Origin of the sequence: Oxynema aestuarii AP17, assembly GCF_012295525.1 — a bacterium.
GTDB classification, from domain to species: Bacteria; Cyanobacteriota; Cyanobacteriia; order Cyanobacteriales; family Laspinemataceae; genus Oxynema; species Oxynema aestuarii.
In genome coordinates this window covers 1,351,405-1,376,562 of sequence record NZ_CP051167.1, presented here as the reverse complement: position 1 = coordinate 1,376,562, position 25,158 = coordinate 1,351,405, and the positions used below count along the sequence as shown (strand labels likewise).

Genomic DNA, 25,158 nt, shown 5'->3' with positions numbered 1-25,158 from the left:
TGTTAACAATCTTTATGTAGATTGTTTTTGAATATGAATTAAGTTATAATTGAAAGCTATTTTAAAAATAAAATTGTTAATTTCCGCGAGTCGAGGGAGGTCGCCGGGGAAAGTCGGCAAACTTGGCAAAAAACTAAACAACTTTCCCCCGAGCGCACGCTTCAATTAACCCGTCAATTCCGCTCACGGGAATCACGGGAACGTTGAGAGCGACCGCCAACTGCTCCACGGTCAGATCGTCTAAAAAGCGGGTTTCTCCCTGTTTGAGCATCACGTCGGGAAGCAACAAACCGTCCCCCAACCCTCGATCCTGCAAACCTTCGAGCAAGTCTTGGCCCGTCAGCACTCCGGTGACACTCATCGACTGTCCCCAAAAATTGCTATTGAGCGCGACCATGCGAACCTGCAACCCTTCAACCCGGTTGAGACGATCGCAAATTGGCTCGAACGCCCGTTCTACAGCGTTTCCGACCACCCAAGTCAAGCAACGAGACGGGGCGATCGCTTTGGGAAGAGCGACGGAGGCGCGATCGAACGCTTCGAGAAACTGGCGGATCGAACCGACCCCATTACCAATTTGGGGATAATCTTCGTACTCCGAGGCGGGGGGGAGGTCTTCTCCCGCAATCAGAAACCATTCGTCTGCGAGCCAAGCAAAGGTAGAACCGAGGCGATCGCGGAATTGAGCTTGCCAACGGCGGACTTGTTCGATGACTTCCCGGGCTTTTTCCGGCGAAACCGGGATTAATTCGTCTTCCGGGGGGCGAAAGCGGGTCAGTCCCACCGGAACCACCGCCGCCGAAACCACGGCGGGGATCTCGCCGCCACCAAATTTGGCTAAATCTTGCAAGGTGCGATCGAGGTGGATCCCGTCATTAATGCCAGGACAGACGACCACTTGGGCGTGAATTTGCAAGCGGCGCTCTTGAAACCACTGCAATTGGTCGAGAATGAGAGCGGCGCGCGGGTTTTTGAGCAGGCGAGTGCGAATATCCGCTTCGGTGGCGTGAACGGAAACGTAGAGGGGAGACAGGCGCATTTGCTCGATGCGCTGCCATTCTTTTTCGGTAATGTTGGTCAGGGTCAGATAGGACCCGTAGAGAAAGCTGAGGCGGTAATCGTCATCTTTGAGATAGAGGGTATTGCGCATCCCCGGCGGTTTTTGGTCGATGAAGCAGAACGGACAGCGATTGTTGCATTGAATCAGTCCGTCAAATAAGGCGGTTTCAAATTCGAGTCCGAGGTCTTCGTCGTAGTCTTTCTCGATTTCGATATAGTGAGTTTTGCCTTTGGCGTCGAGGATTTGGAGTTCGAGGAATTCTTCGGCGCAGAGAAATTGGTAATCGATTAAGTCGCGGGGGGGTTGACGGTCGATCGCCACGATCGCATCTCCCGGTTCGAGACCGATTTCGGCAGCGATCGAATCGGGTAAGACTTTCGTAATTCGAGCGGGTTGGATCGAGTGCTGACTCATGGAGAGTATCCCAGGAAAGAGGGTGGTGCGAGATCGCCGGACGGAGGGTTGTGGGAAATCCGCACAACTCCCCGATCTCGGAGCCAATCGGCGATCGCCGCCCCCTGTAAGCGTGAAAATTAAGCGTGGAAATGAAGGGTAACGTTGCCGAGATCCGAGACAATTTCGATGGTGAATGGCTCGGCGAGAGTCGTCTCGAAGTCGAGGGAGAGGTCTCGGTTGCGACCGTCGGCGATCGCCTTATCGAGGAGATCTCCTTCCGGGAGCGATCGCACCAATTTGGTGTATTCCGGCAGGTTCCCATCGTGCCACAACGGTTGTAATTTTACCCCGATTTGCACGGCATTCTCCCCCCGAGGTTGCAGGGTGACGGTCACCGCCAGGGGTTGTTCGGGATTGCCTTCTAATTCGAGAATTTTGGTCCGCGCGATCGCCCCGGATTCCGACCCCAGACCCGGGGTTGACTCGCCGAGAATGTCCTTCGGCTGCCAGTCGAAGGGGAATTGACCCTCGAACCACGGTTGTAAGGCGATCGCCTCCCGTTCGTTCCCGTCGGTGTCTTCTCCCCAATTTTCCAGCCACTCTCCGTCTACGTCTTCAACGTGAAGATTCACGCGATCGACCCCAAACCGGACTCGTTCCTGTTGAAACTTTTCGACCGTTTGTAAAGATTGCCAAACTTTCGCCAGGCGCTCTTCGCGGGAAATGCTGCTTGTAGTCACCATGTAACTGTTTATTAACGCTTGTTTGATGGAGGTCAAAGAAAAAGACTAAATCGGCTTTAAAAGCTTTAAAAACTGAATTTGAGATATTTTTGGGCGGGCAAATTTTTGCTGTTGTATAAAACAACATTGACTAATTTCAGGATAAAATCATCACCTCCGGGATTGTAACTCACAAAGATTCCCCGTTCGATCCCCCATTCGCGGAGGGTTTTTTCCCACTGCTCGTATTTGTTTTGAGCGAAGCGATCGGACATGCTGGTCAGTTGGACGCACAGGGGTTGTCCCGTCGGACTGCTGACGATCGCGTCCGTCGCCATGGACAAATCGGCAACGTAACGATAGACGATCGTCCCTTCACAGCTTTCAATTTGAGAGGCAATCGAATTGACAATTTCAGCGTCTTCGCGGTCGAATTCGCCGGATCTTAACTTTTGTTTCCATGTATAAAACTTGCGATCGCGTTCGCTAAACCATTTATAAAATAAATCTTCGTACCAATAACGAGTGGTCGGTGCAATGCGATCGAAAAATTCCTCCCGTTCTTCCGGCGTCAGAATTTTTAAATCCAGCCAAAATTGGGCATCGTAAATCAATTCCAACAAAAAATCCATCAAAACTTTTTTCTGAGTAAGAGAACCGGGTTTGATGTCTTTAATCCAACGCCGAATTTGATCTAACCTGTAGGCCAAGGCAGGCTCGATGCAAGATGCGATTGCGATGAGTTCTTTCAGTTGATTTTCAATCTCCTTGGCTTGCAAACCGCATTCCCCCTACCTACACTGGCACCTTAACTCGCCATCTGTCTCTTATTATACGGTTGCACGAGTCATCCCTGAAGGGGAAAAATGAGGGGGTCGGCGGCGATCGCCCGTCAGGGGGAAAGCAACTGCCACAGTTGAATCGTATTGTCTTCACTGCCGCTCACCAGTCGCTTGCCGTCGGCGGCGATCGCGAGGGAGTGTACTGTACCTGTATGACTTTCTATGACCTGCAGCAGTTCCCCCGTCGAGAGCTGCCACAGTTTGATCGTCGGATCCAACGGACCGCCCCCACTGACGAGCCGTTGCCCCTGCGGGTCGAAGGCGAGAGTGTAAACCGCATCGGAATGACCGTATAAAATTGCCAACCGTCGGCCACTATTGAGATGCCAAATCTCGATCCGACCGTCGCCGCGCCCCCCGGCAATCAGTTGACCGTCGGGACTGAAGGCGATCGAGCGCACCCGTTCGGATCCCAGGGTCAAGGTTTGCATTAACTCCCCAGTTCCGAGGTGCCAGATCTTGATCGTGCGATCGAGGCTGCCACTGGCGAGGCGCTCGTTATCCGGAGAAAAGGCGACGGCAAACACCCAGCCTTGATGTCCGACGAGGGTATGCAGTAGTTGGCCCGTGGTCGGATTCCACAGTTTAATTTCATTTTCGTAGCCGCCACTGGCCAGCCGTTGGCTGTCGGGACTGAAAGCGACGCTGAGGACGGACATTTGATGTCCGGTGAGGGTGCGTAAAAGTTCGCCGTTACGGGGATTCCAGAGTTTGATACTGCCGTCGGCGCTGGCACTGGCGAGGGTGTTGCCGTCGGGGGCGATCGCCACGGACCAGATTTGTTGGGTATGTCCGGAGAGGGTGTAGCGAGTTTCCCCAGTTTGCCAGTCCCAAATGGTAACCATTTTATCGGCGGTGCCACTGGCGATCGCCCCGAGATTCGGATTGAGGGCGACGGAATTCACGGCCCATAAGGTATTGAGGGTTTTGACTAATTTCAGTTCCGGGGCTGCGATCCGTTGGGCGGACGACGGCCCGAGTCCGAGGTCGATTTGGGACTTGACCGCGACTTCGGTGATGGGGGTCTGGGGTTGAGACAGCGACGCGATCGCCCGCGAAAGTGGCGGAAAGTCCAGGTAACCGTAAAAATGAGTGGCACTCAAGCCGACGCCGAGCACGAAGCCCCCCGCTAATAGGTTTTTGAACCGTGCGATCCGCTTGCGTTTCTGCTTCGTGCGCGAACGGCGCCGGGAATGGCGGGCCGGGGCGAATTGTTGTAATTTGGCGGGAACCGCGACCCCAGAATAGTAGGTGCGAATCCGGGCGATCGCCGGATGGGGCGATCGTCCGTTTCCGGCCTTTGGGGCGGGGTTGGGAGTGGTCGGGGGGGGGGTTGAGCCGAACTGGGGCGTTTGACGGGCGATGTCTTGCAAGCACTGCAAGATCACCTGAGTATTTTGGGGGCGATTGCCGGGGAAAGTGGCGATCGTGTAGTCGATCAAGTCCGCGAGGGCTTGGGTTTGGCGATCGCGCCCCACCAAAGCGCGCCCCGCGCGATCGCGCCACAGGAGTTGACCCGTGCGGCTGTCTTCGGGAAACTCCCCCGGTTCTTTCCCGGTGAGTAAATAGATGAAGGTGCGCCCCAGGGCGAAGAAATCCGATTGAGGGACGGCTTTGCCGTTGGACTGTTCCGGGGGGGTGTAACCCGGCGAGACAATCCCGGTCATTTTTTGGCCGCCTCCCACTTTGACGAGGTAGGTTCCGGTGACTTCGCGAGCGCTGCCAAAGTCGATTAAGGCGAGTTGTCCGTCCGGTTGCAGCATGATATTGGACGGTTTGATATCTCGGTGGAAATAGTGCTGGCGGTGGACGCGATCGAGGATTTCGACCAGTTGGACGAACCAGCGCACGGCGAGGTCCGTGGCGATCGGTTGGTGGTAGCGCCCGTGCATCCACTGTTCGAGGTTCGTCCCTTCGATTTTTTCCATCACCAAACAGTGCAGGGGTTGGTGACTGTCGCGCGGCCAAAAGGTGAAATAGCCGTCGGGTTCGACGTGGGGGATTCCGGGATGGTTGAGGGAACTGAGGACTTGAGCTTCTCGCCGAAACAGGGCGATCGCTTTCGGGTTGGTATCGAGCAGGACTTTTAAGACTTTGGGCGATCGCCCCGAACAGGACAACTCGAAGGTTTTGGCAAAACCCCCTTCTCCCAACAGATGGCTGACGCGATATCCTTGCGGTAATAACAAGGCCGAACCGCAATGCCGACAGATCCGATTGTCAGCATTTACGGGGTCTGCTGGCTTGGGACAATGGGGATTTAGGCAGTAACTCACGGCAGCTCTATGCGATCGGTGAAGGGGAACGCTCGGGATCGGGCGATCGCCCCAGTAAGCTTGTTATTCATCTTGCATTGTAGATGGCCCACTTCTGGATAGGGTGTGGCAGACGGACAAAATTCTCGATCGAAGATTCTCGATGAAGTTCGGGGGATCTCGCGCCGACCCCCTCAAAAAGGGTCGAACGGGCAAAAAAAAGAGGGGCTCAGTTCCGCTTTGCCCCCCTCAAAATTTCGTGTTGCGATCGCCGCCGCTTTACTTCGGGCGATCGCTCGTTAACGCGATCGTCAACTTAATGCAACTTACGCATTCGGTTCGATCCGACCGTAGAAACGACCGCGAATTTTGAGATCTAACGCTTCTTTCGCCCCCATATCCGTATCGGAGGGTTGTTCGCTCTCAAAGATTCCGGCAATTTCGCCCGTGCGGCTGTCTACTTTAGAGACTTTCAGAGAAATATGTCCCTGACCGCTCAAAGCGCGTTTGACGTTGGCCCGGTTGTAATCGGTCGTGTCGCCACTGGCGGGCAGTGCGACCGCCGTGTCGTAGCCGGTGGTCCCCCCACGACCTTTGGGGTCGAGGAAACTGGCACTACGATAGGAAGGAACTCGATATTCGCCTTCAAAGTCCGTAGACGTGTTGATGCTTTCCAGGTTGGACTGGGAAGAGGCGACTAAGCCTTTGACGGTGAACAAGAAGGGAACTTCTTCACCCCCAGGCAGCATCACGGTAATCGCTTGGAAGTCGATCCCGTCTTCTTCCACAAATTTCAAGCTGCCGTCGGATTCAAAATTCAACGATCCTTGGATTTGCGTTAAACTCGAAGTCCGACGAGTCAAGGGTTTGCCGGGAACGAATGCCCCTTCTTGACGTTTGCTCGTCGTTTCTTCTTTAACGAAGTAGTCCGTCGGCTGCAAGCACAGGTCCGTTAATAAGTACGATTGACTTTGGTCTAAGGGAATAAAGCCCCGTGCGGTTTCGGCGAGTTCCGGACAGTTGTTCGCCAAGCCCGTTCCTCTGATGTCGTCGTAGGTTAGATTTTCTTTACTGGCCAGATCCGGCCCTTCACTACAAGCGGTCAGTACACTCAAGCACACGGCCAAGAGTGCAGCAATTAAAGCGCGATACCTCATGGTCAACCTCTGTTTCTAAAAATTCAAACAATCCCATCCGGCGATATTATTGGAGATCGAGCCTACAGCCGTGGCACCCGTCGCCGCGATCGACCCGCACGCCCCGATCGCGAGCGACGGGGGGACGAACGGTCATTGCGATCGCTCTGGAACGCCACGTCCGCGCTAATTCACCCGATTCGTGTCAAGCGTAACTACAGTCCTCGCATTCCCCGTTGGCGATCGTTCGCGAGTCGCGTTCGACCGATCGCCGTTCGGGCAAGGCGGGTTTGCCAATGGCAGTAACGCTTAGATCGCGAGAGAAAGTGGCTCTTTCCATCGCTCCTCGCACGGACCGAATCAGCAAGGGTTCTATGTCGATCCAAGATGCCATAAAGCATTGTACCGAAAAACCGTCGATCTACTTCGACCTTTTCGCCGCGATCGATCCCCGAAGTTTTGCGGTCATTTCAAGCCCTTTATTGATTTCCCCGGGCAAACTTCTAACGCTAAAATGCCAGGGACGATTTTCTCTGCGACGTGCCGCTTCCTCTCCCGGGGAAGGGTCGATCCCTACCTTCTGGGGCGATCCCGAGCTTTAACTCCACTCAGGGGAGCCGCCGCGCGATCGCAGACCATCTCCACTCGATAATTCACAGGATCGAATGTCATGAACGGCACTACCCCTTCATCGGACTTACAACAGTTACAACAACAATTACCCGCCCTCATCAACGCTCTGCACGATTTGGCCGAACAGCATCAGGGCGATGCCCTCGTCCTTCTAGAGTTATTACGCTCTTTAGAAAATCTCCATCGCGAAATTTGTGAAAATCTCTTTCTCGACTCTTTACCGGACAACCGTCAAGCTCTCTACGCGCTCTTAAGAGATATCGAAAACAACGGGGGCTGGCCTTATATTTATCGCCGAAAACTCGAATGGATCTTGCAAAAATTACCAGAAGAGATGGTCGAGGAACTAACCCGAGAACCCGCCATCTCTCCCAAAGATTTAACCTTCGACTCTGACGGTTAAATCCGATGAATTTGGGCGATCGCCCCCAGCTTTTTCGGGCGATCGAAAATCGGCAAGTCTCTCCCTTGCCCCCATTTTCACTCCACTTAAATCAACGAACCCAAATCGATTGAAGAACTCGACCCGTCACTGGAACCGTTCGAGCTGTCCACCGTACTCGCACTGTCCGTGGAATCCGTCGTCGAATCCGTCGTCGAATCCGTCGAACCCATGCCCTCCGTAATATCGAACCCGTTCTCCGACCCGTCACTCGGTCGTCCGATCGAAATTGGCTCTCCGGCACTATCGACAAAATCGGCTCCCGTGAAGTTGGCCGCTTCGACCCCTTGCAAGATCGCAATCACTTTCTCGCTATCAATTAACTGAATCACCGTACTCTGAATCAAACTATTATCCGGTCCGATATTCTCGATTTGTACGATATTCAAATCGTCAAAATTCAACCCTTCTTCTAAGGCGAGAAAGTCTTCCGAACCACTGTAATCGGTAATTAAATCGATCCCCGAATTGACTTGCAACATAAAATAATCCGTTCCCGTTCCTCCCGTCAGGGTGTCGGACCCTTTATCGCCGACGAGCCAATCGCTCCCCGTTCCTCCGAGTAAGCTGTCGTCGTTACGACCCCCATAGAGAGTGTCGTCCCCGTCTCCGCCTCGTAGGGTGTCGTTATCGACGTTGCCATTTAACAAGTCATTCCCCAAATCTCCCCAGACGAGATCGTTACCATCTTCGCCGAAGAGCGTATCGTCGCTACGTCCTCCATACAAACTGTCCGCGCCTTGTTGACCGAAGAGGAAATCGCGTCCGTCATTACCGAACAATAAATCGTCGTTGGTTTCGCCAAAGATCAGGTCGTCCCCGTCTTCCCCGAGTACGGTATCGTCATCTGCACCGCCGACGAGGGTATCGTTATCGCTCCCGCCAAAGAGGAAATCCCGTCCGGGATTGCCAAAAATTAAGTCGTTTCCCCGTTCTCCATATAAGGTGTCGTTGTCGAGATCGCCGAATAGAGTATCGCTCCCGTCTCCTGCAAAAATGAGGTCATTTCCCTGACCGCCTCTGATGCAATCGTCCCCTTGACCACCTCTAATTTGATCGGGACCGAGGTTGCCGTTGATGGTATTGTCCCCGAGGGAAGCGTCGATGGTATCGGAACCGCCGAGTCCGAAAATTAGATCGGATTCTTCGGTTCCCAAGATCGTGTTTCCTTGGTCGTCACCCACTAAATTAGCCATTGTGGATAGATTTCTCCTTAATTGACAACAAGCTATGAGTTCCTCAAGTATACTCACGAGGTCGAATGATTTTAGCGATCGCCCTCGCCGGATTAAGAGTAGCAATTTTTGTTTTAAACTGGGGAGGGTTCTTGAAAGGCTGACTCGCCGGGAACTGGAAATTTGCTACGACTGCCAATTTCTCAGAGGAAATACCCTGGAAGTTTCAGTTTCTCCCGAGGAAGAAAAAGGGATTTCATTCGAGGGGACGATCGCTCAAAAAAGGCGAAGGATTCTTTTTGGTTTAGCGGTGAAATCTTCTTGGCTTTCCTCGGTAGCGATCGCCAAAAACAGCGAGGCAGAATTGGCGTCGGTGACGGCGGGGCGACACGCCTTCGGTGTCGCTGCGCTAACGCCGAACTCTCCGGCAACGTAAGTTTAAAATCTTTATTTTTAGAGGTAAATCGCTGATGAGCATTCGAGGTTCTTCTAGGGCGGACTCCCAACCGATTAAGTTTGGAACCGACGGCTGGCGCGGCGAAATTGCGGCGGACTTTACATTCGAGCGGGTGGCTTTAGTGGCGCCCTTGGCCGCTCGGGTTCTGCAACAGGTTTATGGGAAGACGGCGGCGAATTCCACGGTAATTGTGGGCTACGATCGCCGTTTTATGGCGGAAGATTTCGCCCGGGAAGCGGCGGAGTCCGTGCGTCGGGCGGGATTTGACGTGTTGCTGTCACAAACCTACGCCCCGACTCCGGCGTTTAGCTGGATGGCGAAAGAACGCAACGCCCTCGGCGCGATCGTCATGACGGCGAGCCACAATCCCGGCTCTTATTTGGGCTTGAAAGTCAAGGGATCCTTTGGCGGTTCGGTGCCGCCGGAAGTCACCGGGCAAATCGAGGCGCTGTTGCAATCCCAGCAGATGGGAGCGCGATCGCCGGAAACGGTGGAACCGGGAAAACTCGAAACCTTCGATATTTGGCCGGACTACTGCGCCATGCTGCGCGAAAAAGTCCAAATTGAGAAAATTCGCGAGGCGATCGCCCGGGAAGAACTGACCGTGTTCGTCGATGTCATGCACGGCGCCACCACCGACGGTCTGGGTCGGATCCTCGACGCCCCGGTGTGCGAACTTAACGGCAATCGCGACCCCTTATTCGACGGCGGCGCCCCGGAACCCTTACCGCGCTATCTGTCGCACCTGTTTCGCGCCATCCGCAGCCACCGCCGCCAACATCGCGATCGCCTCGCCGTCGGTTTCGTCTTCGACGGGGACGGCGATCGGATCGCCGCCGTGGACGGCGACGGTAACTTCCTCAGTTCCCAAATCCTGATCCCGATCCTGATCGAACATATCGCCGGACGCCGCCAGATCACCGGGTCGGCGATCAAAACCGTGAGTGGTTCCGACCTGATCCCCCGCGTGGCCAAATTATACGAGTTGCCCGTCATGGAAACCCCGATCGGCTTTAAATACATCGCCGATCGCATGTTAGAAAATCGGGTGGCGATCGGCGGCGAAGAGTCCGGCGGTATCGGTTACGGCACCCACGTTCCCGAACGCGACGGCTTGCTCTCGGCCCTGTACCTGCTCGAAGCCCTCGTCGAAGCCAAAACCGATTTAGGCGTCCTTTACCGCCAACTCCAAGACCGCGTAGACTATCATTTCGCTTACGATCGCGTAGACTTGCCCCTGACGAGCATGGACGTGCGCGATCGCCTCTTAGAGCAGTTGCGATCCCAACCCCTCCGCGAAATCGCCGGACAGTCCGTGGTCGATTGTCTCAGCATCGACGGCTACAAATTCCGGCTCGCCGATAGCAGTTGGCTGCTGATTCGCTTTAGCGGAACCGAACCCGTCTTGCGGCTCTACTGCGAAGCCCCCACCCTCGATCGCGTCCGTCAAACCCTATCTTGGGCGAAAGATTGGGCCAATCGATTTTAAAGTTAGAAAAAACGCCTCCGGCGTCGCTTCGCTAACGGAAAATCTATATCGTCCATTGTCGAAATAACGCGCCGATTTACACGATGAATTCGCCAATCGAAGTCAATCCCTCGAAAATCATGGTAGTCGCCACGGGAAACCCGGGCAAGCTCGAAGAGATGCAAGTTTACCTCGCCGATCTCGGTTGGGAATTGCAGCTCAAACCGGACAGTTTGGAGGTCGAAGAAACGGGGGAGACGTTTATGGAAAATGCTTGTTTGAAAGCGTCGGAAGTCGCCCGCGCTACCGGACAGTGGGCGATCGCCGACGATTCCGGGTTGGAAGTAGACGCCCTCGACGGCGCCCCGGGGATTTTTTCCGCCCGTTACGGCGCCACCGATGCGGAACGGATCGAACGCTTGCTGTTCGAGTTGGGGAATGAGTTAGATCGCGAGGCGCAGTTCGTCTGCGCGATCGCGATCGCCCGTCCCGACGGGGCGATCGCCCTCCAAACCGAAGGCATTTGTCCCGGTCGCATCATCCACCGCCCGCGCGGAAACAACGGCTTCGGCTACGACCCCATTTTTTACGTTCCCGAACAGCGTCTGACCTTCGCCGAAATGTCTCCCGAGGTCAAACAGCGCATCAGCCATCGGGGCCAAGCTTTCGCCGCCTTGATTCCCCAACTCGCCCGTTTGGAGCATTCCACCCCATGAAAAATCCCACTCTCTGATTCGATCGAGTGGGATGTGAAGCTGGCAACTCGCCAACCAAAGACAAGAGCAAAACGCGACCTTGCTTTTGTCTTTGGCGCGTTCTTGCCGTCGGACGGTTTAGATGGCTTCTTCGTCCTTTTCCCCCGTCCGAATCCGGATAATCTCATTGACGGGGCTGACGAAGATTTTGCCGTCGCCGATTTCTCCAGTTCGGGCAGCAGAGACAATTTTATCCACCACCATATCTACTTGGTCGTCATCGATCACGATTTCGACTTTCAGTTTTTGGAGGAATTCGACGGTATATTCCGAACCGCGATAACGTTCGGTTTGACCTTTTTGCCGACCGAAGCCGCGCACTTCCGAAACCGTCATCCCTACGACCCCGGCGTTAACGAGGGCAATTTTGACTTCATCCAATTTGAACGGACGGATAATCGCTTCTACTTTTTTCAAGCTCGTTACTCCTCTGGCTCTTGTAAAACTACTAGGAAATCGCGTTCAATCGCATCGTACCCTAGTATCACTGGCTAGCGAGAGTTTTTTGTAGCTTTTGATACCAAATTTTCGATCGCCCCCCCCGCGATCGAACCGTGGATTTACTTCGCTGTGTTCGGGGCTTGGTAGTAAACGACCTTGCCCGTATCGGGAACGAAATAACAACGGCGGTACGACTTCCAGAAGGCTTTGAGGATCGACTCGTCGGAATGACGGTAATAGTCGCCCAAAATCGGTTTAATCGCTTCGGTCGCCCGCTTCAGGTGGTAGTGGGGCATACTCAGAAAGATGTGGTGGGCGACGTGGGTGCCGATATTGTGGTGGATCGGGTCGATGAACCCGTAGCTGCGATCGATGCTCGACAGCGCCCCTTTGAGGAAAGTCCACTCGTCACTGCGATACCAGGGAATTTCGGGATCGGTGTGGTGTAAGAAGGTGACTAAATCAAGCCACACGACAAATACTACGTAAGGGCCGAGGTAGTATTTGAGCAACCACAGCCAGCCCCACTGGTAGGTCAAGACGGCGAGTAAGCCGACCATGGCAATCCAACAAACGGTACTGGTGAGAATTTGTCCTTTCTCCGAAGGCCGAAATAAGGGACTGCTCGGATTGAAGTGAGACCCTTTTTTCCCGGGCGATCGCTTGAAAAGATACAAAGGATAAAGAAAGGGAACCATCTGGAAACGGGCGAATTTTTCCAGCCAACTCATTTGCTGGTACTGGCTTTCGCTGATGGGATACCAACTTTCGTCATTTTCCAGACTGCCCGTATTTTTATGATGAGTGCGGTGACTGATCCGCCAACCGTGGAAGGGGACCAGAATCGGGGTATGGGCTAAATGTCCGAACAGGTCGTTGACCCACAAATGGCGGGAGAACGAACGGTGACCGCAATCGTGTCCGACGACAAATAAAGCCCAGAATAAGGTTCCTTGCGCCAGCCAGAAGATCGGCCAAAAAAACCAAGAGTCAACGGTATGGGCGATCGCGTACAATCCCGCGATCGCCCCGATATCCAAGAAAAAGTAGCTCAGAGAGCGCCAGGTCGAAGGCTCGAAACAATCACTCGGAATTGCAGCTTTCAACTGTGCGAGGGTGAAAGGCAGATCGGCACTTTCCGAGGCGGTTTCGGGCTTGAGATTTTCTGTAAACTCGTATGTATTGACTTGCACGTGAATTTGCTTTGGAGGAAAAGAATAAATTTCGCGTTCGACTGTACCGAGATCTAACGGTACATAGGCTTTGCCCGAAAGTCAAAATTTTCTGTCGCTTCCCCCCGTGCCGAGCCAGAAGGCATAATAAGGAATGAAGCCCCGATTCCCTCTTAGACCGTGCGGCTTGCGCTCCGGACTGGCGACGAGCCGGGTGAGAGCGTCAGCTCGTCATCTATAGACTGCCTATAGACTGCCCTCCATCACTTGCTGAAACCACCATGAGTTCTCCCGCAAATTTTGAAGTGATCCGACCTACGGGAATTTTAGACGCCACTCAAGCCAGTCAACTCCGGCGAGAGATCGCCCATTGTCTGGAGAAGGAGACCGAAATTGTGCTGGTCAATCTCGAACAGGTGGCGTTTATTGATAGTTCGGGGTTGGGGGCCTTGGTCTCCGCACTCAAAATGGTGAGAAATTCGGGAGGGGCGTTGTTTATCTGTTCGATCAACGATCAAGTCAGGATGTTGTTCGATTTGACGAGTATGGATCGGGTGTTTAAAATTTACGAGAATGAGGAACGTTTCAGGCAAGATGCTCTCGATCGCCCCTTCGCCTAGCTGGAAGCTGGGGTTAAAAATAGGGTTTAAATTTCTACCTAAAGTTTCTTAAATTTACTCACTTTTATGCATATCATAACGATTTGAGTAAGTTTAGAATGGCCGAAGCCGCAAAAATCGTGGATTCACCATCTCCATTGTTTTCTGCTCGTCTTTATGGTAGCTGAAGTGAGCCGAACAAAAAGAGGGTTGAGGAGTTAAAAAGTGAGTGAAAAGCTTTAAGACCAAGCTAGACTTAAATAACCGACAACGAACGCTGATGGCGAAACATGCAGGAGTAGCTCGACACGCTTGGAATTGGGGACTCGCTACCTGTAAGGAAATATCAGAAGCCGGAGGCAAACTGCCAACCGCCATAGACTTACACAAAAGATTAGTCGCCGAGGTAAAAAGTCAGAATCCTTGGTACTATGAAGTCTCAAAATGTAGCCCTCAAGAAGCGTTGCGTCACCTCAATCAAGCGTTTAAGCGAGTTGGGCAAGTCAACGGAACAGGTTTCCCCAAGTTTAAGAAAAAGAATGTCAAAGAGAGTTTTTACCTGGAAGGAAGCATTAAAATTTCCGGTGATTGGGTAAAGCTACCTCGGATCGGTTGGGTAAGAAGCCACGAACAGTTACCACCAGTCCGTCCTAAAAACGTCACCATAAGTAAACGAGCAGGGGACTGGTATATTGCCTTCAAAATTGATTTTGAACCATCCCCCCAACCCCCCTTTGAAAGGGGGGTTGGGGGGATGGAGAGCGGATTGGGGTAGATCTAGGAATTAAAAGGCCACCCTGAGCGATAGTAAAACCTATCCCAATCCGAAAGCTTATCGTCAGGCCAAGAAAAAACTAGCCAAACTCCAGAAAGAATTAAGCCGCCGTCAAAAAGGAGGTAAAAACCGAGAAAAAACTAAAGTCAAATTAGCTAAAGCCCACAGACGCATCGCCGAGATTAGAGCCGACCATTTACACAAGTTAACAACTTACTTAGCCAAGAACCACGGCGAAGTAAAAATTGAAGACTTAAATGTGTCAGGAATGCTCAAAAATCACAAGCTGGCTGGTGCGATCGCGGATGGTGGGTTTGATCAGTTCCGTCGTCAGCTTGAGTATAAATGCGAGTGGTACGGGAGCAAATTAACATTGATTGACCCGTGGTATCCCAGTTCGCAGATCTGTTCTAGCTGCGGACACCGACAAAAAATGCGCCTGGACCGAAGACAGTATGATTGTCCGAACTGTCACGTCTCCATAGATCGTGACTTAAATGCGGCAATTAATCTAGAAAACGCGGAGAGCTCAGCCGTGTAAGCAAGCGTGATGGAAAGGTCTCCGAAGATCCAAGCTAGGAACTAAACATCAAATGATTAAGTTTGAGTAAGTTTTAGAGAGCGGGGAATCTGGATTTACTCTTCGAGAAAGTCGAGCTGCAAGATGGACAGATCGTCATCGAAAATCGCTTGCGTTTCGATGTGGCGCAATCGGTGTAAGAGGGTATCGAGATCGGCGCTCTCGTGCTGGCGTAATTCGACTAACAGTTTCACGAATTCTTCTAAACTCCAGCGCGTCCCGTTCTCGCGGTGGAGTTCGTAAGCGCCGTCACTGAACAGGTATAAGGTGCTACCCGGGGCGATCGCGCAACAGTCCTGCTCGTATCGGGCGTCGGCAAACATGCCGATGGGCAATCCGGGGGTGTGCAAGCGTCGCACCGATCCTGCTGGGTCGCCCTCCGGTGCCAATAATAAGGCGGGGGGATGTCCGGCACTGGCATAGACTAATTGACGCCGGGTTCGATGATAGATGCCGTACCAGATCGTAAAGTATTTATCTTGATAGTGTTCCATCTCGAATGCCTGATTTAAGGCGTCCAAGACCCGGGCGGGTTCGGCGAGATCGAGGGGTTGGTGGGGTCGATGAGTCCGGTCTTTGTCATTGCGCGATCGCATCCACTGGAGAACCGACAGGGCGGGTAACGTGGCTCCCAAGCCGTGACCGGACACGTCGAGCAAATAGAGGGCGAGGCAATCGCGATCGAGCCAATAATAATCAAAACAATCGCCGCCGAGTTGTCGCGATGGTAAAAAACGGCTGGCAATTTTAATCGGCGTTTCCACCTGTACCGGAAGCAGGGATTGCAGGTATTGAGCCGCTTCGAGGCGTTCGTGTTCTAACTCCCGATTGGTGAGGTGCAAATCTTGTGTCAGTTGGTGGATGCGAAGTCCGGCTCGAACGCGGGCTTTGAGTTCCTGAATGTGAATTGGTTTGGAGAGAAATTCGTCGGCCCCGGTATCCAAGCCTAAAATGCGATCCTCGGGGGTGTCGCGAGCCGTCAGCAGGATGAAAAAGGTGGTGGATAACTCCGGCATCGCTTTGATCTGGCGGCAGACCTGCAAGCCGTCGAGACCGGGCATCATCCAATCGCAAATTATCAGGGCGGGGCGCAACTGTCGGGCCAATTCGATACCTTGGAGGCCATTGGAGGCCAAGGCGACTTGATATCCTTGTTTGGTGAGACTTTTGCTCAAAACCAAGCGGATCGTTGAGTCGTCGTCAATGACTAAAATGTTCATCATTCGCGATCCGATCGAAAAAACGGGTCTAAAACCCCGTCCCTTTGACTCCGCTCGGGACATACCTTTTAGGAATTAACGTCCGTTCTACGGCGGTGAGGAGGTCGGGGTCTGTTCGCTCCCGTGCTTCAAGGTCGAGATCGTCTGTTTGGAGGATATCGGCCAGCAGTCGGGGGAGATTCTGGGGGTAGATCGCCCTGAGTGGCGTGAGAAAAAATGTAGCTAAAATAGAGAGGTTTATTTTTTCTTCGAGCAGGTGACGAGAGTACGGCGGGCGATCGCGCCGAGTCGGGAGGAGACTCGCCGATGCATGGTTCTCGAAGTTTCTTCTCCCAGTGGGTTCGAGCAGATCGGACGCGAAGCGCACGAAGAGTCCAGGGTTGCAGTTAGTTTCTGGGGTGAGTCAACGGTTGGCGAAATGACGCGGGAAACGCACCGAGATCCCCGGAGTCACGTCAGCAACGGCTGAAATGGTGTCCCTCATTGATAAGGTTGCGGTTGAATTGCAAGTTCCTGATTGTCAACGGATTACGGTCAAAACCGATTTAACCCTACTTCCCGACCTGTTAAAGTGGTTCGAGCGTTTTAACGGACCTCCCCTGGCTCAGCCCACCTGGATGCAGTGCCAGTTAGTTTTAGCCGAAGGGTTTACGAATGCGGTCCGTCACGCCCACAAACACCTTCCCCCACAGGTCGAAATCGAGATCGAAGTCGCGGTCAGTTCTCAATGCTTAGAATTGAGGATTTTCGATCGCGGCGACCCCTTCGACTTGCCGACGGCGATCGAACGCGAGTGCCAGGAAATCGACCCGGAAGCGGAACGGGGGCGCGGGCTTTACCTGATGGATCGGATTGGCGATCGCCTGGAGTACAGGCGCACTGAGGATGGCGGCAACTGTTTGCATTGGATCAAGTACCTCTAAGCTGCCTCCACCGGGATCGCGACGCACTCGTAACGGGGGCGGATCCGAGGCGGTGGAGAGACTCCACCGCAGGGCGAATTTGGGCGTCGCCACCGGAACCGACCACCGCGACAAGGGCGAACTAACTGGGATTTTGGGGATTGGGTTGGCTTTCGTAATTGGGGGCGTAAGCTTGGAGTAAGGAACTGACCTGAGAGAGGACTTCCTTGCCCGAACTTTTGCCCAAGGCGACTCGTTCCGGGAAAAAATCCGGTCGGTCGAGATAGCGGGCGATCGCCTCTTCCACTCTTTGGGTAATCAGGGTTTGTAACTCCTCCTTGGCGCGCGATCGCTGGTAGTTCGCCCCTTCTTCGGTGGTCGCATAAAGGGGGGGCAGGCGGTTGAGTCCGTAGGCGGCGATATCCCCCACATCGAGGGTGCGATCGCTGGTCGCCTCAATTTCTGCCACCCGGGCGATCGCCTCCGACAACACCAACTCCTCCATCACATTGATGAATTGTTTGCGCGGGAGAACCACCACCTCCCCAGTCAACAGCGCTCCCATCAGGCGATCGAGCGCCATGTACTCTTCGATCGACAACTCCGATGCAGTGTTACAAATTCGTCCCACTTCGGCTTCCATCGCGGGGGTTAGATAACCATCCTGCAGTGCCTGTTCGACGATTTTTTCGATACTCATAATGCCTCTACTGCTCCACGGCACTTTCTTCAACGGGCAATCCTGCAATGATTTTGCCTTACAAACCGCCCTAAAATAAATCAAAATCGAGAAAAATAAGGTTCCTCAAAGAGGTCAGTCCCGCCGCTAGGAGCGCGGCGATCGCCATTTACTCGAACCCTTCAAAGCGCCACGGCACCGGATCGACCGCTCGACCGTGGACGTACAATCCCCAATGTAAATGCGGTCCGGTCGATGCGCCAGTCGAGCCGACTCCACCGACAATCTGACCTGCTTTAACCATATCGCCTTCTTTGACATCGATCCGGCTCAGATGAATCAAAATACTGAGGACTCCCTGACCGTGGTCGATTCCGACCGTGTTGCCGTGAATCTCAAAGCCGTCGGCTTCGCGACCGACCAGGGCGATGCGTCCCCCCGCCGGAGCGACGACCGCCGACCCAGACGCTCCGCCATAGTCTACCCCACGATGGTAGTAATCTTCGGCAAAGACCCCGTTATAATAACGCCGAACCCCGAAAATCGTGGTGACGACGCCGTTGTTCGGGCGCAGGAACGGTCCGTTCCAGAATTTTTGCGGCGTCACCAGTTCTTTGAACTCATCGACGCGATCGAATTCGTAATCGGTCCCTTGGAGGTCTTCTTTATCTGGCGGCAGCCAAATCGATTGGGTGGGGAAGGAGCGATCGCCCACCCAGACCGCCAGGTTTTGGACTTCTTCACCCCCCGTAACGCGCACCACCTGCCGTCCCGGCTCGTCTAAAGGGGTCGTCGGGAACAAGGCGCGAAAGCGGTTGCCGCCAATAGCAAATACGGGATAAGTTTGCGACCCGATCTCGACGGTCGGCGCTTCCGTTTCCCCCGGATCGTTCTCGACCACGATCGAGAGGGTATCCCCCAATTGGGGATTTTCCGGTTTGATTTCGACTTGTAGGGCTTGCGCAGGTAAGCCTAACGCGACCACTACAGAAATCCCCGACAGTAAAGAGCGCCCGAGCAAAGCGTCCCAGGACGACTTGACCTGTCGTACCCATCCCGAGACGAGGGACATCCCTCGTTCCTCGGCGATCGCATTCAACCCATGCACAGGAATGATCATCGGTAAAAAACTGCCTTTTTCTTTTGCTAGAGAGACTGACGATCGCTACGTTCAGTTTCCATATGAATCGAGTGGTTGCACCCCAGCCCACGCCTGTTGAGGGGGCTTTGAAAATTTAACAAATATCAAACCTATTATTTTACTCTCAACCTACCCGTTTTCGGTCAGGACGATCGCGTGCCTTCCCAGTCTCGTCCACCCGGAACGCGGCTTTGTGCAAGAGCGGGCTGTGGTGGCGATCGCTCCAGTTCATCAAAAATAGTTATCGTAAACTTGTTATGTAGCTTAATATTTTTCTCATTTTTAAAACCAGCCGTGCAAGAAGACTTCAGATTAATTCTCGATTTAGTCACTTTATTAGCCGCCGCCTCCGTCGGCGGACTGTTGGCTTCTGCCCTGCGTCAACCCGCCCTCCTCGGCTACTTACTCGGCGGCACGATCGTCGGTCCTGCCGGATTGGGATGGATTAAAGAACTCATCCAAGTCGAAACCCTCGCCCAGTTTGGCGTTGCCCTGCTCCTGTTTACCCTCGGCGTCGAATTTTCCCTCGGCGAACTCAAAAAAGTCAAAGCGATCGCCCTCGGCGGCGGCACCTTGCAAATTGTCCTCACGATCGCCGTCACCAGCAGCGTCGCCCTGATGATGGGCTGGTTGACCTCTCCGGTACAAGGGATTTTTCTCGGGGCGATCTTATCCCTATCCTCCACCGCCGTCGTCATCAAATCCCTGATGGAACGCAACGAGATGGAAACCCCCCACGGACAGGTGATGCTGGGGATCCTCGTCGTGCAAGACTTGGCCTTGGGGTTGATGCTGGCGGTATTGCCCGCCTTAAACGAACCTGCCGAAGCAATTTCAATAAGCGTCGCCTCGGCTTTACTGCGGATTGGCTTATTCGCGATCGCCGCGATCGGCTTCGGCACCTATATCGTTCCCCGGCTGCTGCGGATGCTCGCCAAAACCGAAAGTCAGGAATTATTCTTACTCGGCGTCGTCACCCTGTGTTTGGGCATCGCCTTAGTCACCTACTATTTGGGCTTTTCCATCGAAATGGGCGCCTTCGTCGCCGGATTGATGATTTCTGAAGTCGAATATGCCGACCAAACCTTAACCTATGTCGAACCCCTGCGCGACTTACTCGCCGCCTTATTTTTCGTCTCCGTCGGAATGCTGATCGACCCGGTGTTCTTGTGGAACCATCTCGAAGTCATTTTAGGCTTGGTCTGTCTCGTTTTAATCGGAAAATTTTTAATCGTCGCGCCCATCGTGCGCCTGTTTGGCTATTCCTTAAGAACCGCGCTCATTGCCGGATTTGGCTTGGGTCAAATCGGGGAATTTTCCTTCGTGCTGACCGCCCAAGGGCAGGCATTGGGATTGGTATCGCGACAAGTTTACTTATTAATTTTAGGCACCACCGCCCTAACCTTAGTCCTAACCCCATTTTTATTAAAATTAATGCCCCAAGTGCTCAATTGGGCCGAAACCATACCCGGATTGACGGGCTTTTTCGACCGAACGGCGATGCCTTTAGGGATGTCGGAGGAGCGACCCTTAGAAAATCACGTGGTGGTTTGCGGTTACGGACGGATCGGTAAAAAAGTCGTGCAACTGCTGCAAAGTCACAATTATCCCGTGGTGGCGATCGATTCGACCGAACGGGCGATCCAGCAGCTTAGAGGGGCGGGAATTCCTTATATTTACGGCAATGCAGCCTCCCTGCACGTGCTGCAAGCGGCGGGAATCGATCGCGCCAGTGCGATGGCGATCGCCGTGCACGACCCGATGAGTACGCGCCTGTGCTTGAAGCGAGCCCTCGAACTCTCGCCCGATTTGGATGTCGTCGTCGAAACCGATCTCGAAAAAGACATCGAAATGCTCTATCAATTGGGCGCCTGGGAAGTCGTTCAGTCCGAGTTCGAGGTCAGTTTAGAAGTTGCCACCCATTTATTAATGGGGGTCGGCTTCCCCTTGAGCGGAATTCGACGAGAAATCGAACAAATTCGCCAACATCACTATCTCGACCTGCGACCGGAACGATCGGCGTCGGACGTGGCGCGGGAATTGCAAAGTGCGACCCAGGATCTCAACGGCAAATGGTACGATTTGCCCGAGCGATCGCCCCTGATCGGGATGACGATCGAACAAACCGACTTGCGCCGACTGACCGGGGTGAGTCTGTTGGCGATCCGCCGCCGGGACGGGGAAGAATTGGACTACCCCGATTCTCAAGTCAACTTCGAGGTGGGGGATAAACTGTTACTCGTCGGCGAACCGGAAGAATTCGCCACCGTTGAAGATTTGGCGAAAGGGGAGATCGCCGTCCCTCGCGAACACCGTTCCTGTCAGTGGCTGACCGTTCCCGATCGCAGTTTGAACCGAGGGAAAACCCTGTCCGAACTCGACTTGCGGCGTCAGTACGCGGTGCAGGTGCAAGCGATTCGCCGCGAGGCGCATTTTATCCGCTTCCCTCACGGAGATACGGCGATTGAAGGTGGCGATCGCCTGCTGCTGTGCGGCGCCAGAACGTCCCTGCAACGGGTTCGAGACGCGATCGCATTGGCGGAGGAAGGGGTCTCTACCCCGGTTTCCGTCGCGATCGGTTCCGGGCGCGATCGCCCCTAGTGAGGGCAACTTATGCCTTCGGCTGAATGAAGACGATCGCGTGTTTCCAGATCACCGTCTGTCGGTCGTAATGGTCGAGAACCGAGAGACATTCGCTATCTTGCCAAAAAATTTTCCCCGCGATCAGATCCCCGGTAACGACTTTGAGTTCGACCTCTTTTTTTTCTTTGATCAAACTTTGAATTTGGCGAATGCTCGGAAGATTAGTATCTAAGTCAGGCATAATTTGCACCACTTTTGAACGAGTTGTAGCAATTGTACAAATTCTGACATTCTCGTGACGCCAAGCCCCATCCCTCTCGACCGAGAAGCGCTCGCCGATCGGTAACCGTTCCCTTGTCCTTTGTCCGGCGTCATGCCACGCTAAGGAGACGGTCGGCGATCGCGCCCTTATCCTGCTTCCGGTTGTCCCCGGCGGCTCAATCCGAATCCCTCAATCCTTCCACGAACGAAAAAACATCACAGGCAATGAGTATCGAATTTAGCAAATATCACGGGCTGGGAAATGACTTTATCTTGATCGACAATCGCGACCGAGACGAACCGCGACTCGATCGCGACCGCGCGGTGAATTTGTGCGATCGCCACTTCGGAATCGGGGCCGACGGCGTCATTTTTGCCTTACCTGCGGTGAATTCCGAAACTGACTACACCATGCGGATTTTCAACTCCGACGGGTCGGAACCGGAAATGTGCGGCAACGGAATTCGCTGTTTGGCGCGTTTTTTGGCGGATCTCGAGACGACCCAAGGGCGCGAGACGCCGCGATCGACCTTTCGCATTCATACCCTAGCCGGAACGATCGTGCCCGAGATCGTCGCCGACGGTCAAGTGCGCGTGGATATGGGGACTCCCCACCTGTTGGCCCGGGAAATTCCGACCACCTTAGCCGATGCAGAAGAAAAAGCGATCGATCGCTCGATCGACGTTGGGGATTGCCAGTGGTCGGTCACCTGCGTCAGTATGGGCAATCCCCACTGTATTACCTTTGTCGAAGACGTGGCGGCGATCGACCTGGAAAAAATCGGTCCGCTTTTCGAGCATCATCCGGCATTTCCTCAACGGACGAACGTGGAATTTGTGGAAGTCGTCGCCCGCGATCGCCTGAAAATGCGGGTTTGGGAACGGGGTGCGGGGATTACCCTCGCCTGCGGGACCGGGGCCTGTGCCACCCTGGTTGCGGGAGTGCTGACCGAACGGTGCGATCGCGCCGCCACGGTGGAACTTCCCGGCGGTCCGTTGGCGATCGAATGGTCTAGTGGTGACGGTCGCATTTACATGACCGGACCGGCGGAATGCGTGTTTACCGGGCGGATTTAACCCCCTAAAATTTTAGACATTTTAGAAAAGGCAATCATTTTGCACCGTTGAGAAGGACGAAAAACGCCGATCGCCATTGAAGTGTCATTGAGATCGCAATCGTCCGACAAGATCGGGCAAAGATGGCGAAATTGAAGGGGCGATCGCGTCAAAATTATCCTTTTTCGGCGATCGCCACCCTCTCAAAAAGAGGGGTTTTTCACTATTTTTCACCCCTTCCCCGATTTCCACTCTAAAATCTAAAATTTAAAATAGTAAACCGATGCAGTTAAATTATTTAATAAGGGAGAGTATGGATGGGTGGCGGCATTTACCTGATTCAAGATGAAGATCGGCTCGTCGAAATGCTAGAACAAGCTTATGACTCCGAAGACCGATTAGAAGAACTGCTCGAAAAATATCCGAATTTAGTCGCAGGCGATCGCGTCGATCGCGAAACCCCGCGTCAGTGGTTGTTAATTTCTCGGGAAATTCCCCTCCCTTCCGAAGAAGAAGGGATGCAACTGTGGACTTTCGAGCATTTATTTCTCGATCAAAACGCAATTCCCACCCTCGTCGAAGTCAAGCGCACCAGCGAGTCTCGGGTTCGACGGGAAACCATCGGCCAAATGCTCGACTACGCCGCCAACGTGTCACTTTACTGGCCCCTGGAATCGATCGTCGCTCAATTTGAAGCCAACTGTCGCGATGGCGGACGCGACCCCGAACAAGTATTTGAGGAATTTCTCGGTAGCGACGCCGACGAAGAACGCTTTTGGCAAAAAGTGAAAACCAACTTGCAAGCGGGGAAATTGCGCCTCGTCTTCGTCGCCGACGAAATTGCCCCCGAACTGCGCCGGGTAGTCGAATTTCTCAACGAACAACTCGACCCCACGGAAGTTCTCGCCTTGGAGATCAAGCAGTACGTCAGTCAAGATGGCTTGAGAACCCTGGTTCCGCGCGTGATTGGGCAAACGGCGGAAGCGCAACAGAAGAAAACCAGTGCCACTCGCGAACGGCGTAGGTGGAATGAAGCCTCTTTCTTCCAGGAATTTGAAGCCCGTCAGGGAACGGAAGAAGCGGTCATGGCCCGCAAAATTCACGAATGGGTTCGCGGTCGCGAACCGCAGGTGGAAGTCGTTTGGGGGACGGGAGATACTTACGGCGGATTTACCGCCAAACTCAAACAAAAAGGGCGCAAACCTCTGGCATTGTTTACCGTAGGGATTTCAGGCGAGTTTTTCCTTTCCTCGATCGCCTACGGATCCCAACCGCCGTTCGATCGCGAGGAGAAATGGTTGGAACTGCGCGGTCGCATGAGTTCGATCGGTCTGTCCCTCCCTGCCGATCCGACGGAAACCCGGTTGCCGACCTTTCCCCTCTCGACCTTGCAAGACGATAGTTCCCTCGAACAAGTCCTCGAAACCTTTGAATGGGCGATCGCTCAAATTCAATCCCACCCGGTCTCCCACTAACCGGACGCCGAAATTCTCGTCGTCGCGATCGCGCCCCCGTCCTTCCCGGTTCCTGTCTTGCAGGCGCCATCTTCTCCCATAGCTTCCATGGATATCCCCACCTTACTTTTAGGCTTTCAATTCACCTCTCCCGGACCGATTCTCTTCAAACTCGGTCCGTTGACGATTCGCTGGTACGGTTTGCTAATTGCAATGGCGGTGTTAATCGGCTTCACCCTCTCCCAAGGGCTTGCCAAACGCCGCCAGGTCAATCCGGACTTACTCGCCGATTTAACCCTTTATTTGGTCTTAGCTGCCATTCCTTGTGCCAGATTGTATTACGTGGCCTTTCATTGGCCACAGTACGCCGCCAATCCTTTAGATATCTTCGCGATCTGGCAAGGGGGGATTGCCATCCACGGCGCCATTATCGGCGGGGTTATCGCTGCGGCAATTTTTGCCCGCGTCCGGAAGATTTCCTTTTGGCAACTGGCGGATTTAGTGGCGCCCTCTCTGATTCTCGGTCAGGCGATCGGACGGTGGGGCAATTTCTTCAATTCCGAAGCCTTTGGCAGACCCACCCAATTACCTTGGAAACTCTACATCCCTCCCCTGGCGCGACCGCCCCAATATCTCGAATTCGATTACTTTCATCCCACCTTTCTCTACGAATCGTTATGGGATTTGGGCGTCTTTATCTTGCTGCTGACCCTGTTTTTGCGGGACTTACGCCAGCCGTTTCTCAAAACCGGAAGCTTGTTTTTACTCTACGCGATCGCCTACAGTAGCGGTCGCATCTGGATCGAAGCCTTGCGAACCGACAGCCTCATGCTCGGTCCGATCCGGATCGCCCAACTCGTCAGCCTTTTAGGAATCCTCTTCGGCGTCGCGGGGTTGGTTTGGCTGTACGGATTCAAGCGACGCTTACCGGATGTCGTCGGCGACGACTGACGG

The 25,158-nt window shown here is 53.7% G+C and carries 24 protein-coding genes and 1 pseudogene; 11 read left to right on the top strand and 14 right to left on the bottom strand.

Translation table 11 applies throughout. The annotated features are described in order from the left end of the window. Positions 1–133: 133 nt before the first annotated feature. The 6 genes from HCG48_RS05470 to HCG48_RS05445 all read right to left on the bottom strand — a co-directional run bounded on the left by HCG48_RS05470 (position 134) and on the right by HCG48_RS05445 (position 6,805). Positions 134–1,474 carry a TIGR03279 family radical SAM protein gene (locus tag HCG48_RS05470; protein ID WP_168568242.1) on the bottom strand — a complete coding sequence of 447 codons (1,341 nt, stop codon included), beginning with the start codon at positions 1,472–1,474 and terminating at the stop codon, positions 134–136. A 119-nt stretch (positions 1,475–1,593) separates the two neighbouring features. Beyond that, a complete protein-coding gene (locus tag HCG48_RS05465) occupies positions 1,594–2,199 on the bottom strand; it encodes a hypothetical protein (protein WP_168568241.1) in 606 nt (201 codons plus the stop codon). A gap of 65 nt (positions 2,200–2,264) precedes the next feature. After that, a complete protein-coding gene (locus tag HCG48_RS05460; protein ID WP_246259925.1) occupies positions 2,265–2,810 on the bottom strand; it encodes a hypothetical protein in 546 nt (181 codons plus the stop codon). A 260-nt stretch (positions 2,811–3,070) separates the two neighbouring features. After that, positions 3,071–5,296, bottom strand: a complete 2,226-nt coding sequence (locus HCG48_RS05455) for a serine/threonine-protein kinase (protein ID WP_168568239.1) — start codon at positions 5,294–5,296, stop codon at positions 3,071–3,073. Positions 5,297–5,601: 305 nt separating this feature from the next. Further along, positions 5,602–6,432: a photosystem II manganese-stabilizing polypeptide gene (locus HCG48_RS05450; protein ID WP_168568238.1), complete on the bottom strand. Its 831-nt coding sequence runs from the start codon at positions 6,430–6,432 to the stop codon at positions 5,602–5,604. A 184-nt stretch (positions 6,433–6,616) separates the two neighbouring features. Further along, positions 6,617–6,805, bottom strand: a complete 189-nt coding sequence (locus HCG48_RS05445; protein ID WP_168568237.1) for a hypothetical protein — start codon at positions 6,803–6,805, stop codon at positions 6,617–6,619. A gap of 276 nt (positions 6,806–7,081) precedes the next feature. Here HCG48_RS05445 and HCG48_RS05440 point away from each other — a divergent pair, with 276 nt between their 5' ends. Further along, a complete protein-coding gene (locus tag HCG48_RS05440) occupies positions 7,082–7,447 on the top strand; it encodes a hypothetical protein (protein ID WP_168568236.1) in 366 nt (121 codons plus the stop codon). A gap of 86 nt (positions 7,448–7,533) precedes the next feature. On the opposite strand, the gene HCG48_RS05435 is transcribed toward HCG48_RS05440, so the two are convergent. Then, a complete protein-coding gene (locus tag HCG48_RS05435) occupies positions 7,534–8,682 on the bottom strand; it encodes a calcium-binding protein (protein ID WP_168568235.1) in 1,149 nt (382 codons plus the stop codon). A 289-nt stretch (positions 8,683–8,971) separates the two neighbouring features. On the opposite strand from HCG48_RS05435, the gene HCG48_RS26415 reads away from it, so the two are divergent. From HCG48_RS26415 to rdgB, 3 genes are all read left to right on the top strand, one after another. Further along, positions 8,972–9,097: a hypothetical protein gene (locus tag HCG48_RS26415; protein ID WP_281362081.1), complete on the top strand. Its 126-nt coding sequence runs from the start codon at positions 8,972–8,974 to the stop codon at positions 9,095–9,097. 34 nt (positions 9,098–9,131) lie between these two features. After that, on the top strand, positions 9,132–10,607 hold the full coding sequence (locus HCG48_RS05430) for a phosphoglucomutase/phosphomannomutase family protein (RefSeq protein ID WP_168568234.1): 1,476 nt from the start codon (positions 9,132–9,134) through the stop codon (positions 10,605–10,607). Between the two features lie 83 nt (positions 10,608–10,690). Continuing rightward, positions 10,691–11,302, top strand: a complete 612-nt coding sequence (gene rdgB, locus HCG48_RS05425; RefSeq protein ID WP_168568233.1) for an RdgB/HAM1 family non-canonical purine NTP pyrophosphatase — start codon at positions 10,691–10,693, stop codon at positions 11,300–11,302. Between the two features lie 117 nt (positions 11,303–11,419). On the opposite strand, the gene HCG48_RS05420 is transcribed toward rdgB, so the two are convergent. Next, positions 11,420–11,758 carry a P-II family nitrogen regulator gene (locus tag HCG48_RS05420; RefSeq protein WP_168568232.1) on the bottom strand — a complete coding sequence of 113 codons (339 nt, stop codon included), beginning with the start codon at positions 11,756–11,758 and terminating at the stop codon, positions 11,420–11,422. Between the two features lie 143 nt (positions 11,759–11,901). Next, a complete protein-coding gene (locus tag HCG48_RS05415; RefSeq protein ID WP_168568231.1) occupies positions 11,902–12,975 on the bottom strand; it encodes a DUF3474 domain-containing protein in 1,074 nt (357 codons plus the stop codon). 260 nt (positions 12,976–13,235) lie between these two features. On the opposite strand from HCG48_RS05415, the gene HCG48_RS05410 reads away from it, so the two are divergent. Both HCG48_RS05410 and HCG48_RS26790 read left to right on the top strand, forming a co-directional pair. Beyond that, positions 13,236–13,574 carry an STAS domain-containing protein gene (locus HCG48_RS05410; RefSeq protein ID WP_168568230.1) on the top strand — a complete coding sequence of 113 codons (339 nt, stop codon included), beginning with the start codon at positions 13,236–13,238 and terminating at the stop codon, positions 13,572–13,574. Between the two features lie 259 nt (positions 13,575–13,833). Next, positions 13,834–14,869 (top strand): annotated as a pseudogene (locus HCG48_RS26790) (RNA-guided endonuclease InsQ/TnpB family protein). Between the two features lie 95 nt (positions 14,870–14,964). On the opposite strand, the gene HCG48_RS05400 reads toward HCG48_RS26790, so the two are convergent. Both HCG48_RS05400 and HCG48_RS05395 read right to left on the bottom strand, forming a co-directional pair. Further along, the gene (locus tag HCG48_RS05400; RefSeq protein ID WP_168568229.1) at positions 14,965–16,131 is read right to left on the bottom strand and encodes a PP2C family protein-serine/threonine phosphatase; all 1,167 of its coding nucleotides are present in this window, start codon (positions 16,129–16,131) and stop codon (positions 14,965–14,967) included. A gap of 25 nt (positions 16,132–16,156) precedes the next feature. Beyond that, positions 16,157–16,495 carry a hypothetical protein gene (locus HCG48_RS05395; RefSeq protein WP_168568228.1) on the bottom strand — a complete coding sequence of 113 codons (339 nt, stop codon included), beginning with the start codon at positions 16,493–16,495 and terminating at the stop codon, positions 16,157–16,159. A gap of 103 nt (positions 16,496–16,598) precedes the next feature. On the opposite strand from HCG48_RS05395, the gene HCG48_RS05390 reads away from it, so the two are divergent. Next, positions 16,599–17,051, top strand: coding sequence for an ATP-binding protein (locus HCG48_RS05390; protein WP_168568227.1), 453 nt, complete (start codon positions 16,599–16,601; stop codon positions 17,049–17,051). A gap of 121 nt (positions 17,052–17,172) precedes the next feature. On the opposite strand, the gene HCG48_RS05385 is transcribed toward HCG48_RS05390, so the two are convergent. Both HCG48_RS05385 and HCG48_RS05380 read right to left on the bottom strand, forming a co-directional pair. After that, positions 17,173–17,730, bottom strand: coding sequence for a late competence development ComFB family protein (locus HCG48_RS05385; protein WP_168568226.1), 558 nt, complete (start codon positions 17,728–17,730; stop codon positions 17,173–17,175). 148 nt (positions 17,731–17,878) lie between these two features. After that, positions 17,879–18,829: a M23 family metallopeptidase gene (locus HCG48_RS05380; protein ID WP_375339329.1), complete on the bottom strand. Its 951-nt coding sequence runs from the start codon at positions 18,827–18,829 to the stop codon at positions 17,879–17,881. Positions 18,830–19,144: 315 nt separating this feature from the next. Here HCG48_RS05380 and HCG48_RS05375 point away from each other — a divergent pair, with 315 nt between their 5' ends. Continuing rightward, on the top strand, positions 19,145–21,451 hold the full coding sequence (locus HCG48_RS05375) for a cation:proton antiporter domain-containing protein (protein ID WP_168568225.1): 2,307 nt from the start codon (positions 19,145–19,147) through the stop codon (positions 21,449–21,451). Between the two features lie 10 nt (positions 21,452–21,461). Here HCG48_RS05375 and HCG48_RS05370 read toward each other — a convergent pair whose 3' ends face one another. Continuing rightward, positions 21,462–21,674, bottom strand: coding sequence for an Hfq-related RNA-binding protein (locus HCG48_RS05370; RefSeq protein ID WP_200664280.1), 213 nt, complete (start codon positions 21,672–21,674; stop codon positions 21,462–21,464). A gap of 245 nt (positions 21,675–21,919) precedes the next feature. Here HCG48_RS05370 and dapF point away from each other — a divergent pair, with 245 nt between their 5' ends. From dapF to lgt, 3 genes are all read left to right on the top strand, one after another. Then, entirely contained in the window at positions 21,920–22,771 is an 852-nt protein-coding gene (dapF, locus tag HCG48_RS05365) for a diaminopimelate epimerase (RefSeq protein WP_168568224.1), read from the top strand. 296 nt (positions 22,772–23,067) lie between these two features. Beyond that, a complete protein-coding gene (locus HCG48_RS05360) occupies positions 23,068–24,225 on the top strand; it encodes a hypothetical protein (protein ID WP_168568223.1) in 1,158 nt (385 codons plus the stop codon). A gap of 87 nt (positions 24,226–24,312) precedes the next feature. After that, positions 24,313–25,155, top strand: coding sequence for a prolipoprotein diacylglyceryl transferase (lgt, locus tag HCG48_RS05355; protein WP_168568222.1), 843 nt, complete (start codon positions 24,313–24,315; stop codon positions 25,153–25,155). Positions 25,156–25,158 lie beyond the last annotated feature (3 nt).